15 protein-coding genes and 1 pseudogene are annotated in these 13,922 nt (G+C 43.1%); 8 read left to right on the plus strand and 8 right to left on the minus strand.

Annotated elements, in window-relative coordinates:
- Positions 1 to 4: 4 nt before the first annotated feature.
- Positions 5 to 757, plus strand: coding sequence for an alpha/beta hydrolase (locus tag NSS82_RS14770; protein WP_076104283.1), 753 nt, complete (start codon positions 5 to 7; stop codon positions 755 to 757).
- Positions 758 to 839: 82 nt separating this feature from the next.
- Here NSS82_RS14770 and NSS82_RS14775 read toward each other — a convergent pair whose 3' ends face one another.
- Both NSS82_RS14775 and NSS82_RS14780 read right to left on the minus strand, forming a co-directional pair.
- On the minus strand, positions 840 to 1,376 hold the full coding sequence (locus tag NSS82_RS14775; protein WP_036686397.1) for an SRPBCC domain-containing protein: 537 nt from the start codon (positions 1,374 to 1,376) through the stop codon (positions 840 to 842).
- Between the two features lie 51 nt (positions 1,377 to 1,427).
- Entirely contained in the window at positions 1,428 to 1,760 is a 333-nt protein-coding gene (locus NSS82_RS14780; RefSeq protein ID WP_036686399.1) for an ArsR/SmtB family transcription factor, read from the minus strand.
- A gap of 348 nt (positions 1,761 to 2,108) precedes the next feature.
- On the opposite strand from NSS82_RS14780, the gene NSS82_RS14785 reads away from it, so the two are divergent.
- The 7 genes from NSS82_RS14785 (at position 2,109) to mnhG (ending at position 8,693) form a co-directional block, all read left to right on the plus strand.
- Positions 2,109 to 2,747 carry a universal stress protein gene (locus NSS82_RS14785; protein WP_232061321.1) on the plus strand — a complete coding sequence of 213 codons (639 nt, stop codon included), beginning with the start codon at positions 2,109 to 2,111 and terminating at the stop codon, positions 2,745 to 2,747.
- 127 nt (positions 2,748 to 2,874) lie between these two features.
- Complete coding sequence (locus NSS82_RS14790) at positions 2,875 to 5,739, plus strand: Na+/H+ antiporter subunit A (protein WP_038574415.1); 2,865 nt, start codon at positions 2,875 to 2,877, stop codon at positions 5,737 to 5,739.
- Positions 5,739 to 6,074 carry a Na(+)/H(+) antiporter subunit C gene (locus tag NSS82_RS14795; protein ID WP_036686402.1) on the plus strand — a complete coding sequence of 112 codons (336 nt, stop codon included), beginning with the start codon at positions 5,739 to 5,741 and terminating at the stop codon, positions 6,072 to 6,074. Before NSS82_RS14790 ends, NSS82_RS14795 begins: the two co-directional genes overlap by 1 nt.
- On the plus strand, positions 6,071 to 7,549 hold the full coding sequence (locus NSS82_RS14800) for a Na+/H+ antiporter subunit D (protein WP_076273843.1): 1,479 nt from the start codon (positions 6,071 to 6,073) through the stop codon (positions 7,547 to 7,549). The genes NSS82_RS14795 and NSS82_RS14800 overlap by 4 nt, the downstream gene beginning before the upstream one ends.
- Before the next feature lie 4 nt (positions 7,550 to 7,553).
- Positions 7,554 to 8,027: a Na+/H+ antiporter subunit E gene (locus NSS82_RS14805; protein WP_076101747.1), complete on the plus strand. Its 474-nt coding sequence runs from the start codon at positions 7,554 to 7,556 to the stop codon at positions 8,025 to 8,027.
- The gene (locus NSS82_RS14810) at positions 8,027 to 8,320 is read left to right on the plus strand and encodes a Na(+)/H(+) antiporter subunit F1 (protein WP_036686407.1); all 294 of its coding nucleotides are present in this window, start codon (positions 8,027 to 8,029) and stop codon (positions 8,318 to 8,320) included. The genes NSS82_RS14805 and NSS82_RS14810 overlap by 1 nt, the downstream gene beginning before the upstream one ends.
- Positions 8,295 to 8,693, plus strand: coding sequence for a monovalent cation/H(+) antiporter subunit G (gene mnhG, locus NSS82_RS14815; protein WP_076273842.1), 399 nt, complete (start codon positions 8,295 to 8,297; stop codon positions 8,691 to 8,693). The genes NSS82_RS14810 and mnhG overlap by 26 nt, the downstream gene beginning before the upstream one ends.
- Positions 8,694 to 8,827: 134 nt before the next feature.
- Here the strand turns inward: mnhG and NSS82_RS14820 are convergent, their stop codons facing one another.
- The 6 genes and pseudogenes from NSS82_RS14820 to NSS82_RS14845 all read right to left on the minus strand — a co-directional run.
- Positions 8,828 to 9,205 carry a PilZ domain-containing protein gene (locus NSS82_RS14820; RefSeq protein ID WP_036686410.1) on the minus strand — a complete coding sequence of 126 codons (378 nt, stop codon included), beginning with the start codon at positions 9,203 to 9,205 and terminating at the stop codon, positions 8,828 to 8,830.
- An 80-nt stretch (positions 9,206 to 9,285) separates the two neighbouring features.
- The gene (locus tag NSS82_RS14825; RefSeq protein WP_076273841.1) at positions 9,286 to 10,095 is read right to left on the minus strand and encodes a hypothetical protein; all 810 of its coding nucleotides are present in this window, start codon (positions 10,093 to 10,095) and stop codon (positions 9,286 to 9,288) included.
- 60 nt (positions 10,096 to 10,155) lie between these two features.
- Positions 10,156 to 11,529 (minus strand): sensor histidine kinase, encoded by a 1,374-nt coding sequence (locus NSS82_RS14830; protein ID WP_076273840.1) that lies wholly within the window; start codon positions 11,527 to 11,529, stop codon positions 10,156 to 10,158.
- Position 11,530: 1 nt separating this feature from the next.
- A complete protein-coding gene (locus NSS82_RS14835) occupies positions 11,531 to 12,190 on the minus strand; it encodes a response regulator transcription factor (RefSeq protein ID WP_036686413.1) in 660 nt (219 codons plus the stop codon).
- Between the two features lie 212 nt (positions 12,191 to 12,402).
- Positions 12,403 to 13,014, minus strand: coding sequence for a 4-hydroxyphenylacetate 3-hydroxylase C-terminal domain-containing protein (locus tag NSS82_RS14840; protein ID WP_340960789.1), 612 nt, complete (start codon positions 13,012 to 13,014; stop codon positions 12,403 to 12,405).
- Positions 13,015 to 13,134: 120 nt separating this feature from the next.
- Positions 13,135 to 13,892, minus strand: a pseudogene (locus NSS82_RS14845) (4-hydroxyphenylacetate 3-hydroxylase N-terminal domain-containing protein); the annotation flags it as partial.
- Positions 13,893 to 13,922 lie beyond the last annotated feature (30 nt).

Below are 13,922 nucleotides of genomic sequence, written 5' to 3' on the forward strand. Positions count from 1 at the left end.
GGATATGACGCAAATTAGGGCAGGCGAGCTTGTGCTTTTTGAACATATAGATCGTCAGATTACCGTGTATTTACCGAAAGAATATCATCTATTTCCGGAGCGGATATTTCCAGCGGTTTTCTTACAGGATGGAGATTTTTTGTTCAAAGAGGCGATTATAGCTATAGAGAAAGATGTGGAAGAGGGAGTAACAGAGCCGGTTATTTTTATCGGGATTGATTCTCAACTGCGGAATGATGAATATACACCTTGGGAAATGCCTGCTCTTTTTAAGGATTGGTCCTTTGGGGGCAAGGGCGATGATTATTTGAATTACGTCTATCAGGATCTTGTACCCTATATCAAAAGCTCCTATCGCATCTCTAACGAGCCGAAGAAATTGGCTTTGGGTGGTGTTTCACTAGGTGGATTAATAAGTCTGTACGCAATGTACAAGACTGAAGCTATTTTTGGAAATTTTATATTCATATCTGCGTCTGTATGGTTTAAAGATTTCATTCATTACATGGAAGCTTCAAGACTAGATAGGGAATGCAGAATTTATATGTATGTTGGTGAACAGGAAGGTATCCACAAGACAAATGTCCAGAAGGACATGGTGCCTAACAGCAAACGTGCTTATGATATTTTAAAAGAGAAGATTGATGAAGCTGATCAGCGTGTGAAGTTTGAGACGGATCCGCTGGGCACGCATAATGACATGTTTTTCCTGCAATATTTTCCGAATAGTATCAGGTTCTTATTTCCTGCAAAATAAACATAATAGGACGAGCGGGAGAGAGTAGCCTTGCTTCGTCCTATTTATCGATGAAAAGGGTCATGGCTAGCACATAGCTGCTCTAGTTATTCTTCTGTAAATTCTCGAGATGGGCATCCAAATTGTCGAAGGTTTGGGAAATCCCCTCTAACATCCCCATATCAATAACTTGTTGCAAGGCTTCCGGAGAAGAGTATTTACCGGTATTCACCAGCTTCGTTTGACCATCCAGGACGATAAAATCTAGTTGGACAAGCGTCTCAGGCAAATCTTTTGAAATATTACCCTCTGCATCTGAGAACCCATCTGTATAAATGACTTGTTCTGGGACTGTAATTTCCTTATACAATGCCTTGCCCCAAGACTCCATACCGTAGAAATCACCTTGATTCTTATCCTCGCACTTCATGCAATAATGCCAAGTACCCCCTGGACGGAAATCGACATTACATACGGGAAGCGTCCAACCTTTTGGACCCCACCAGTGCTTCAAATGCTCAGCCTCAGAAAAAGCTTTGAATACAAGTTCACGTGGAGCTTGGAATACGCGCTCTAATACTAACGTGTTGCCATCAACAATTTTGGATACCACTTGGTTGGACGGGTTAGAATTTGTCATGGGATAGATCCTCCTCAAATTTGTATGCTTCCTGCCAATTTCAGCCTGAGACTATGATTTTTTATTGTTTTCATTGCTCTGTAGCTTTTGCAAATAATCATCCAGTCGATCATATCGTTCTTCCCATATATGGCGGTAGGAGTCTAACCAATCGTCTATTTCCTTAAATGGATCAGGACGTAGCTTGCAAATGCGCTTGTTAGCAACAGCTTGAACTTCAATTAAGCCCGCTTCACTAAGGACGCGCAAATGCTTGGACGCTTGAGGCTGCCGTAGCTGAAGACTTTCTGCAATCTCCCCAACGGTTAAGGGATTAACCCGTAATAGTTCAACGATCTGCATGCGGTGGGGCTCAGCTAAGGCACTCATAACGTTAGTATTCATAAACGAGGATCACTTCGATTCATTAAATTCATTCGCTCTATTATGACGCACCATGGTTAAACGGCTCTATAGCGCCTCCTTTTTGTTATTTCCTGTTTGTAATATTAATTTTAATATACCATGACAGGAATATTCCTGTAAAGGAATGTATAAAATGCATTGAATGACACCTGCAAAAGAAGGGCATGATACAAGCATTAAAAAGAAATATGTTCCATGATAACCATCAAACTTTACAAAAAACATAGGAATAGATATAATTAAGTATAACTTATCGGGTTTTAGTAATACGCAAGGGGCCTAACGCCAGTGGGCTCCTTTTGTATTTCTTGGCCATGTTACAGGAGGGTGAAGGTCATACACAATGAAAAGATTATGGTTTGTGTTCATTATGGTCCGCATGGGGAGCGTTTAATCCGGCGTGGTGTCCAACTATCTGAAATTATAGGGGCGCCATTGTTTGTATTAAATGTCGATAGTTCGGATATTGATGAATATAATCAGAGCAAAGAAATGTATATGACGGTCTGGAAACGTCTTGCCGATGAAGCTGGCGCAGAGTTTATCATTCGGAAACGTGAAGGCCGAAAAACAACAGATATTATTGTAGAAGTTGCTGAAGAGAATGAGGTTACACAGATCGTCATTGGACAATCTGCTCAAACTCGGTGGCAGGAGCTTACCAAACGTAATTTCATCAATGAACTCATTGGTAAAATGAAAATGATGGATCTGCATGTCGTGGCTGTGCAGCGGATGCGCGCCGGGTTGGAAGAAACCCATGAGGAAGGCGTTATCGCCTACCTGGTCAAAAACGGGGCTGAATATCAGCTCAGTGATGAACCTCAGGGAGAGTATTCGCTTAAGGGAAAGTTCTTTCACGAACTACACACAGAATTTGAGAACGGTTTATTCAGAATTGAGCAGGAAGATGGAAAGGCTAGATATCTGCATATTTGTGATGGCACATTGACCGATTCTTTATAATCGGGCTTGCCCTTATCAACATTGGGGCCTTGTATATAAGGCCCTACCAATCATATGATCTTTGGCTTTTGGTAAAAAAGTAAGTACTAAAGTTCACAACTTGATAAGCTCAAGTGGAAAAGGAGGACTGCCTTTGCTGCATGTAATCATACTTGTTCCGTTTCTAATGGCCTTAGTAATCGCACTTTTGTCCAAGAGAGCACCCAACCTTCATAGAGGATGGCTTGTTTTCCCTGGTTCACTCGTTTTGTTTGTTTATTTCTTAACCCGGATTCCCGTTATTAAGGGTGGGGATTTGGGATATGAAACCATTTCATGGATTCCTTCACTAGGAATTGATTTGGTTTTCCATCTGGATGGATTAAGTTTGTTGTTTGCTTTGCTAATCACTGGGATGGGTAGTCTTGTAATTATCTATTCAATTTATTATCTTGACCGGCGAAAAGAAGCGTTAACCCCTTTTTATATTTATCTGATGTTGTTTATGGGGGCGATGCTTGGCGTTGTGCTCTCGGATAACTTGATGGTGTTATACGGCTTTTGGGAATTAACAAGTGTTTCGTCATTTCTGTTAATTGCCTTTTGGCATCGGCGGCAAAAATCGCGGTATGGTGCTCTCAAATCTATGTTGATTACCGTATTTGGTGGTTTAGCGATGTTTGCCGGCTTTTTAATGCTTTATGTAATGACAGGCACCTTTAGTATCCGGGAAATTTGGAGTGAGGTTGGCGATATTAGCGGGCATGCTTTATTTATTCCGGCGATGCTACTAATTCTTTTAGGCGCCTTCACCAAATCAGCACAGTTCCCGTTTCATATCTGGCTGCCAGATGCCATGGAGGCACCTACACCCGTTAGCGCCTATCTTCACTCGGCAACGATGGTTAAAGCTGGATTGTATCTTGTCGCCCGTTTCAGCCCTGTTTTTGCGGGGCAATATGAGTGGTTCTGGGTTGTGTCAGGCGTCGGTTTGATCACCTTGATTTATGGCTCTATCCAGGCGATGAAGCAGACGGACCTGAAGGCTCTATTAGCCTATTCAACGATTAGTCAACTTGGACTGATTATGGGATTGCTGGGAATGGGATCGGCAGCGGCATTTTATGTAGGGGGAGATTCAGTCTTTTACACTGCTGCAACAACAGCGGCTATCTTTCACCTTATTAACCATGCCATCTTTAAAGGCTCTTTGTTTATGATGGTCGGTATAGTTGACCATGAGACGGGTACCCGCGACCTGCGGAAGCTGGGCGGACTGATTTCCATTATGCCGGTTACCTTTACGGTAGCGATGATCGGCAGTTTCTCGATGGCTGGTTTGCCGCCATTTTCCGGGTTTTTAAGTAAAGAAATGTTTTTTACAGCTGTTCTGAATATCCGAAACCTGGATATATTGTCTGTTCCCTCGTTGTTTACGCTCTTCCCGGTTTTGGCCTGGATTGCCAGCGTGTTTACTTTTGCATACAGTATGATTTTGGTTTTTCACACCTTTTTCGGAAAATATCAGCCTGAGAAGCTGGACAAAAAACCGCATGAAGCCCCATTTGGACTTCTGCTTGCCCCGTGCCTGCTAGCAGTGCTGTCTATATTTATCGGTTTTTTCCCGAATATATTATCCAATACACTTATTATCCCTGCAATGAATGCTATTCACCCAATCTTGCAGACCGGAGAACCCTTTGTTGTGAATATTCATTTCTGGCACGGCTTTACACCAGAAATATGGATGACACTTGGTGTTGTGATTCTTGGTATTATTGTATACCGAATCTATGGCCGCTGGAGTCTGGTCGATAAAGAATGGGGCAGTGGCTACACTTTAAATCAAGTCTATGACGGAGTAATCCGGCTGGTCGAGAAATCGTCTAGGGCGTTGACTGGCACCTATATGACAGGTTCCATGCGCCATTACTTGATGTATATCTTCGCTTTCCTGATCGTAGCCATTGGTGGAGCCGTGTGGTATACCGATGGAATTACGCTTGGGACAACTGAATATGCTCCGTTTTCGTTGTTTGAAGTTATTGTTGTTATGGTTATGCTTGTGGGCGCTTTGGCTATCCCATTTGTACGTTCCAGAATCACAGCCATTTTGTTAACAGGAATGGTTGGTTATATGGTTACTTTACTCTTTGTTCTGTTCCGGGCACCTGATCTGGCGCTTACGCAGATGATTGTCGAAGTAGTATCCGTTACATTGTTCCTGCTATGTTTTCGGCATTTGCCTAAGCTGGAGAAAGAACCGTTCAAACTTCGGTCCCGCTTGCCTAAGCTAATTATTTCCATCGGGATGGGAATAACCATGACATTGGTTGCACTTGCTGCTTTAGGCAGTAGTCCGTTCGAATCCATCTCGAAATATTATGTGGAGAATAGCTATACCTTGGGTGGCGGTAAAAATATTGTTAATGTTCTGCTCGTTGATTTCCGCGGCTTTGATACCATGTTTGAAATTACAGTGCTTGGCCTTGCCTCACTTGCTATTTATTCCATGATCAAACTGCAGTTGGATACGGATGGAACTATTGCCCCACTGAAGCGGGCTGTGAAGGATAATAAACCACGTTCTTCTGTAAGTGATGATGTGTTACTACAAGCGGTAGCTAAAGTAGCCTTCGTTATGATACTAATATTTTCACTTTATCTGTTTTTCGCCGGACATAATAATCCGGGAGGCGGATTTATTGGAGCATTGATGGCATCAGCCGCATTGGTACTGCTCGCCATTACTTTTGGGATTGATATGGTTGAGAAGGTATTGCCTATCGACTACCGTAAGTTAATCGCGATAGGGGTATCTGTAGCTTTTCTTACAGGAATAGGTTCGTTTTTATTCGATGTACCTTTTCTGAGCCAAGCGTTTGGCTATTTCCAACTGCCACTTATGGGCAAAACAGAACTGACCACAGCAATGTTCTTTGATCTCGGTGTTTTCTTAGCTGTTATTGGTGTCACTATGAATATCATATTTACGATCGGGAGGGATAGCTAATGGAGCTTATTATTGCCCTGGCGATCGGTGTACTGTTTTCCGTAGGTGTTTATCTAGTTCTTTCCAAAAGCTTGCTGCGTATCCTTCTGGGAACCACTTTAATAACGCACGGCGTTCATTTGTTGTTACTGACAATGTCTGGCCTCAAGACAGGTGCTGCACCATTGCTGGGTGAGGAAGCGGAAGCTTATGTCGATCCTTTGCCGCAGGCGCTCATTTTGACCTCTATTGTAATTAGCTTTGGAGTAACAGCATTTTTTATTGTTTTGGCATACCGGACTTACCGCTCGACGGGTACCGATGATGTGGAAGGAACCAAGGAGGAGAGACGATGAACAACTTGTTAGTGCTGCCTCTGCTGATTCCGGCCATTACGGCAGTTATACTCATTTTTCTGAAAGAACGAGTACGTCTGCAACGAATCATAAGTGCCGCCAGTGTGTTTTTAAATATCTTTGTTGCAGGATTCATTGTGTATCAGGTAAATACAAACGGTATCCAGACCTTATATATGGGGGGATGGCGTCCACCTTATGGCATTGTGTTTGTTGCCGATATGTTTTCGGCATTGCTCGTGTTGACAGCGGCCATTGTTGGTGCGGCTTGTCTGTTTTTTTCCTTCGCTAGCATTGGGGAAGACAGAGAACGGTTTTATTACTACCCGTTTTTCCATTTTTTATTAACCGGGGTTTTTGGCTCTTTCCTCACCGGGGACCTGTTTAACTTGTTTGTCTGCTTTGAGGTGCTGTTAGTTGCTTCTTACGCTTTGATCGTACTTGGTGGGTCCAAGGGTCAACTGCGAGAGACATTAAAGTATGTATTAATTAATGTGATTTCCTCTTCCTTGTTTGTGGCGACGATTGCTTATTTATATGCTGCGACAGGCACACTGAATATGGCGCATTTATCTATGCGTGTAGCAGAGGCGGGACAAGGCGGTGTAATGAACGTCATTGCGGTCCTGCTGCTAATTGTATTTTCGATTAAGGCAGGTTTGCTGCTCTTTTTCTGGCTTCCCGATTCCTATAGTGCACCGCCATTGGCTGTTAGAGCCCTGTTTGGGGCTTTGTTAACCAAGGTAGGATTGTATGCAATTACACGTACCTTTACTTTGATTTTTATTCAAGAACCGGGACTCACCCATACATTGATTGCCTGGATGGCGGGGGCGACAATGATACTTGGGGCAATCGGGGCATTGGCTTACAACGATCTGGGCCGAATATTTAATTATAATATCATCATCAGTGTAGGATTTATTGCTTTTGGGATCTCTGTCGCAACTCAGGATTCGTTAAATGGTGTAGTGTTTTATTTAATGCATGACATGGTTGCCAAAGCATTATTATTTTTCCTAGGTGGGATGATTATCTCAGCTTCGGGCACCGACCGATTAAAAGAAATGGGTGGTTTGATCCGACGTTATCCGTGGACCGGCTGGATGTTTTTTGTACTGACTTTGGCATTGGTTGGTGTTCCACCCCTTAGTGGTTTCGCTGGAAAAGTGATGATGGTGCGTAGTGGGTTTGGAGAGAATCACGTGGCTCTGGCGCTGATTGCACTTGCATCCAGCTTTGTAGTGTTATATTCCTTGATCAAGGTATTCCAGCAAGTATTCTGGGGTGGCGAGAAAAGGGAAGAACAAGTCAAACCGCTTCATTATAAAGCCATGATGGCACCGGCGGCTGTTCTGTTCGTGATTGTAATTCTGATGGGTGTAGGTGCGGAGACGGTAAACGGTTTTGTGAGTCAAGCCGGAGCCGTACTGGCTGATCCAGCACTATACATTAACGCTGTCATGAAGGAGTGATACTATGGCTTTTCAACTATTATTGAATTTCATGATAGCATTCCTGTGGATGTTCCTGCACAATGACTGGACTGGGCCACGTTTCGTCATTGGTTTCTTGATCGGTATCCTCATTCTGCTCGGAATGCGACGTTTTTGGCCCAGATTATATCTAGGAAAAGTGTGGGCAATTATTAAGCTAATCCTTTTGCTGCTGCGGGAACTGGTCGTTTCAAGTTATGTAGTGGTAAAAGCCGTTCTGAGACCGGAGCTTAATATACGTCCAGCAATCTTGAAATATACTACAGAGCTGAAATCGGATTGGGAAGTGGCTACTTTGATCACATTGCTCTGCCTTACTCCCGGATCTGTGGTACTTGAAGTATCGGATGATAACCGGACTTTGTATATTCATGCCATGGATGTTGATGATCCCGCACAGTTCAGAGCGAATATCCGTGACACCTTTGAGCGCGCGATATTGGAGGTGACCCGTTAATGATCCATTTTATTCTTATGCTCTCGCTTACGATTATGGCGCTGGCGATTGGTGTATGTGCCTGGCGTTTGTTGAAGGGACCTTCTTTGCCTGACCGGGTAGCAGCATTGGATACGATTGGAATTAATCTGTTAGCCATGGTAGCCGTTCTTTCTGTTTTACTCCGAACGCAGGCTTTTATCGAAATTATTTTGTTAATAGGCATTCTTTCCTTTATCGGCACGACGGCATTTGCCAGATACATCGAAAGGGGAGTGGTGCTAGAACATGGAAACGATCAAGACAGTCGGTGAATTGCTGTTTGCTTTGTTAATTCTGATGGGGGCATTGCTTAGTGCTGTAAGTGCTTATGGACTGATTCGGCTGCCTGATGTTTATCTGAGATCGCATGCCGCTGCTAAAAGTGCCACCCTTGGTGTTTTATGTGTTCTGAGCGGGGCCTTTCTATATTTTGCATTTTTTCTAGATCATATAAGTGCTAAGCTGCTACTGGGGATTGTCTTTGTATTTATGACCTCACCTTTATCTGCGCATTTGACAGGTAGAGCTGCTTATCGCTCAGGGGTTCCCTTATGGAATCGCAGAATTCAGGATGATTTAAGAGAGGTACTGGAGAAAGAAAAAGCTGTAGCAGCATCCTCTGAACGGGATGTGCCTCAAGAATAAAATTCAGGAAATGTTAGTCTGTAATTTCGGATTACAACAATAAGTTTGGATCGCAATAGCTAAAAAGCAACAACCCTGCATGAAAACGCGGGGTTGTTGCTTTTTTAGATTAAAACTACTCTTTTTTTGTTATCTTAACGAACTAATATTTTGCCTTCTCCAGCAAGTATGCGAAGTACCCTTGGGAGTCGTTCACCGTCATTCTCAGGGATGTCCAACTGAATGCCGTAGTGGAAACTGCCTTGTTGTTCTTTGTTCCATTTCAATATTCCTTCTATGTACATAGATTCATCCGTAAGATTCATTTCCATGCCAATGCGTACTAGGTTATTTTCTGGGTTGATATTGAGGGGTAACGATAAGTGGCAACCCGATCGACTGATGTCGAACAATACAGCCCTTACAGGCTTGGAAGGAACCTGGATGCCGTTAATAGTAAGAATATGAAGATCAAATGTTACAGGTTCTTTAAGGGTATATCGAAAAGGTTCGGTTCTGCGATTAGTGTTCATATGCTCCTCCATACTTTTCCATGTAATATAAATTATCGACATAAAAGTAGGATTAGTGAAGAGTTGATTCTATTTTTGATTTATTTCACTACTTGAGCAGTCTCGTAGGTAAGGCAGCGCAGACTTTGATCAGGATAACGCATTTCTGCCGTGTAGCTGCTGCCATCTTCCAGCATCATCTGAACAGCGACCATGCCGCGTTTATCATTGGTTTCAGTGTTGATTAGTGTTGCTGCAACAATTTTTCGGCTTTCTTTTTGTTTATCTGTAAGGATAGTAATGGCCGTATTGATCCAACTAGCATCTTTATAGATGGCGCTGGCAGCAGAAGCGCTAATTGGTGTTCTTTTCAGAGAATTATTAATCGCGGTCGTATTCACTACCATACCGTTTATGGGATCAATTAGTACATCGTATTCCCAGAATTCCTTACCTTGCCCTTCTAGGGTCTTGGCGTTATATGGACTGAAATGTACAGCCCATGTCCACGGCAGCGAGGTTCGGGTATCACTCAGAATAACCCGCATCTGCAGCTTGGCAATGTCCACATCGAATAATTTGCGAACGCTTGAAGCAGCCAGAGCAACGGTATCGCTTTGACTCAAATGCCCTACAGCAGGCGGTGTAACAGTGTTCCGTTTGGATACAGAAGTCTCATTACCAGCCATGTCTATGAAATTGTTAATTTGTTGTATTTCTTTAGGGCTCGTCTGCTGTTGTAGATCGTCATTCTCTGTGGACACCTGCGTGGGTGCTTCCAACTTCACCCCTGGGGTTTTGATGCTGGTTAAAGCTAAATGGGTGGTGTTTTGAATGACTGCACTGACGATTAGCAGACTCCCTGAGAACAGGAGTACAGCTAAAGCAGTGGGGAATTTTTTGTTATTCACTTGAATAACCTCCATTTGCTTCGGATGATGCTGAATCTTCCTAACCTTAAACTATAGATGTTATAGAGTAGGTAAACAGATGTTATGGAGTTGTAAAAAGATGCGGATACTTGTTCCTTGACCTAAAGTAGAATTCAGTGAAATTCTGGCTTGATGTGCATCTGCGATTTGCTTGCATAAAGATAAACCAAGACCCGCACCCCCGTATTCGCGTGTGCGCGATTTTTCACCTCGATAAAAGGGTTCAAAAACACGCGCGCTCTGTTCCGGGGTCATCCCAAATCCCGAATCACATACTTCCAATATGGCTTCATTTTGCAATGCATAGGCAAGCAAGCGGATGGTGCTCCCTTGCGGAGATGCATGAATGGAATTTTCGACAAGGTTAACCAAGAAGGAAGTTAGCAGATCATGATCACCCCAAACCGCAGGGATCGAATAATCCATTTCTAGTTTGATGCCTGCTTCGTCCAATTTAAGCTGCACAATCTGTTTAACCGATTTGAACAAATCTGATATGTCTACTTGTTTCAGAGTCAGAGGATGATGCCGTAGGACGGACAAATCCAGCAGTTTGAAGGCTAAATTCTTCAGGCGTAAGGTTTCACTAAGGATATATTGACCAGCCATCTGCTGTTCTTCCTGGCCTATATTCGCGGAAGTCAGAAATTCAGCAAATCCCTGCATACTGGTTAAAGGTGTGCGCAGTTCGTGGGCGAGGTTATCTACCATTCTCTGCTTTTCATCGGCCATATTAGACAGTTCGATCACGTGCTGTTCCACTGCGTTTGCCATTCGGTTAAAGTTCAGGGCTAACTCACCAAATTCATCTTTACTGCGCAACTGCACACGCTCGGTATATTTGCCTTCAGCGATCGTTTTTGTAGTCTTTGAAAGCTGTTTAAGTGGTTTGGTCAACTGCCGGATCAGCAAGTAGAGTAATAGGAGCAGAATTGGACCGATAATCCAGTTAATCATTACAAAAAAACGGTTCAGCTCATGCTGCTTAGCATACAGGTCACTGATATCACGTTGATAAACGATCGTCAAAGCTTGATAGGGAGCAGGGAGCTCAGTAGAGAGTTGAATAGAATGTGATTCCGGTGTTGAGACTGATGGGACTCCGGCATTCGGATAAACCAGCTGGTCATTCTCCCAGAGCTGTAGTCCGATTCCCTGCTTATGATAAAATTCACCATAGGATTGAGCCACGCTGGAGATTAAAGTAGAGGTAAGTGTGGCCCCACGGGTCTGAATTGATTCAAGATTTTCATAAATGTTGTTTGCAATTAATAGCTGTTCGCTTGAAGCACGCTGCATTTCGCTGTCCATGTTCAGCTGCCAGCTTTTTTTCATAATCATTATTACACTCACATCTAGGGCGACGATGAAGAAGGCGAGGACTGACAGCAGAATTTTATGCCAGAATCTCATACTAGACCTGAACTTCCAAGCGGTAACCAAGCTTAAATACGGTTTTAATTCGTTCTTCCCAGCCTAGTTTTTTGCGCAGCTGCCTGATGTGTACATCTACGGTACGGGTATCTCCTTCAAAATCATAGCCCCAAGCTAATTCCAGCAACTTTTCCCTTGATAAAGCAATGTTTCTGTTGCGGATAAGGACTTCAAGAAGCTCAAATTCCCTAGCGGTTAAATCTACGGGTAGTTGATCCACCATGACAAGCCTCTCAAGATAACGTACCTCAACGTTTTCACAAAGAAAATTGGAAGTGCCTTTTTCACTCCTGCGTAACACCACATTGATTCTTGCCAACAATTCAAGGATTTCAAAAGGTTTAATAATATAATCATCGGCGCCCAGCTCAAAGCCCTTGATGCGATCAGCCAGTGAATCTTTAGCGGTGATTAGAATCACCGGAATTTGTAAGTGAGCAATCCGCTGCATGATCTCAAAACCATCCAGTTCGGGCAGCATTATATCGAGCAGAATTAAATCGGCCTTTTCACGTTCCAGCAGTTCAATAACCTCCAGCCCGCGATAAGCCTTGCTATAGGTATGTCCTACTAATTTTAGATTCATAGTTATTAAGTCACTGATTGCACGTTCATCTTCTACGACTATGATATGGCCCATAGTTCATTGTTCCCTCCTAAGCTAGCAAATCACTTCCTAATGCTAATAAACTATAAACAACTTATTACAGAATTGTCCAGTGAAGGTATGAAAAAGCATCTAGTTCTTCATAATTTTGATTGTGAATAGAGCTCAAAAAGGACTGAAAGAGAACGAAAGCAGTCTCTTAATCAATCCTAAAACACATCATTATAAGCCTTTGCAACTCTTTATTAATTGGAAATTCCATCCGTTGTTGACTTAGGCAAGGGGGTATCGGGGGCAATAAAATCGTGAACGATTTGACGGAAATATTCGTGATTATCATAGCTGTTGTACATACGCCAGGCCACCGTTTGGGAGTTGCCGAAAAATAACCGCTCGAACTGGGTTTGACGACCTCCGAATGCACCCGCTCCTAGTTCCCACGCCAGCCGGAATAAGGCATTTCGATACCATGCATCCGAGACATTCCCCTTCAAATATTCATAAAGATAAGAACCAGCGCTTGATGTAAAGTCGGCTTCAGAGGGGATCATGATGAGACCGCTTGAACTGAGGTTTTGAACCATTTCAACCATTTCTGGATAAAACTCTGAAAAGTGAATGGTTGAAGCCAATAGTGGTCCCTTGTCTGGAACGAGATATCCAAATTTGTCGAGCGAAGCCCCTATTTCCGCTGCAAGTCTTAAGGCTTTGAATGTTTCTAAATAGGTTAATATTCTGGAAATAGGCAAAATCGTGTAGGACTCAAGGACAGCGTTTTGTTCTTCAGCCAAAGACTCTAGCATACCAAGAAAAAACTCGGTTTTTGCAATATAGCGGGTGACAATTTGGTGGGCCATATGCGTATGAAAGTTACTCTCGCCGAATAATCGGGAACAATATATCTCATCGCCATAATAAAATATACGATCATGAGGGATAAGTACACGGTCAAAGATAACAAGGGTATCCATTTCTTCATATCTTGAACTTAACGGATGGTCGTAAGTAGATGAGGCAGCGTAGCTTTCACGGCAAAAAAAGTCATTCCAGGCAGATCATTAGGCACCGCAAAGGCAAACGCAAAGGGATTATCATCATCCACAAGTGAGGGTGAGGGAGTCGGGAATACAAGCATTTCATCGCAGGTAGCTCCCTGTGTTGCCATCATAAAAGCACCGGTAACAATCATCCCCTCATCATTGATTTCTACGACTTTAGCAGCGATAGAATCCTCTGTAGCATCAATCTGGCCGGATATTTTGCTGGCTTGAGGCTGGATGAAGGCATGGGATAAGGTAATGTCATAATCACGACAGTAGGCATAGTATTTTCTGAGGTTCTCAGCATATTTCGGATTAAGGTCCTCAAGGATATCAGCAGCTGTGAAGAGAGACATAATGGCTGTATTCATATAATCGGGGGAGCGTCCTAAAAATCCATGATGTCTATTGGACCAGAGTTCAATCATTTTTCTCCGGCGTTCTAAATCTTCAGCATTTTTGGGTGGAAGAAAAGATAAACCAACAGGATCTCCAGTATCAGGTGAAGGATAGGTCATCTGCGCCAAATAACGTTCATCACACTGCATGTTATACATTTCAGCTTGTGTTTGTATGAGACCCTGAAAGGCAGGGTGTTTGGATAAAGGACCTTCAATACGTGTTCCTCTGTACCAGATATTGATCTTTTGCCGGTCGATTCGTTCGATGTATTGATTACCTGTTTTTATAGGCATAGGTTCCACCTCATTGAAGTCATCTTTGAC

It is taken from the genome of Paenibacillus sp. FSL H7-0735, from assembly GCF_038008505.1.
GTDB lineage: Bacteria > Bacillota > Bacilli > Paenibacillales > Paenibacillaceae > Paenibacillus_AQ > Paenibacillus_AQ odorifer.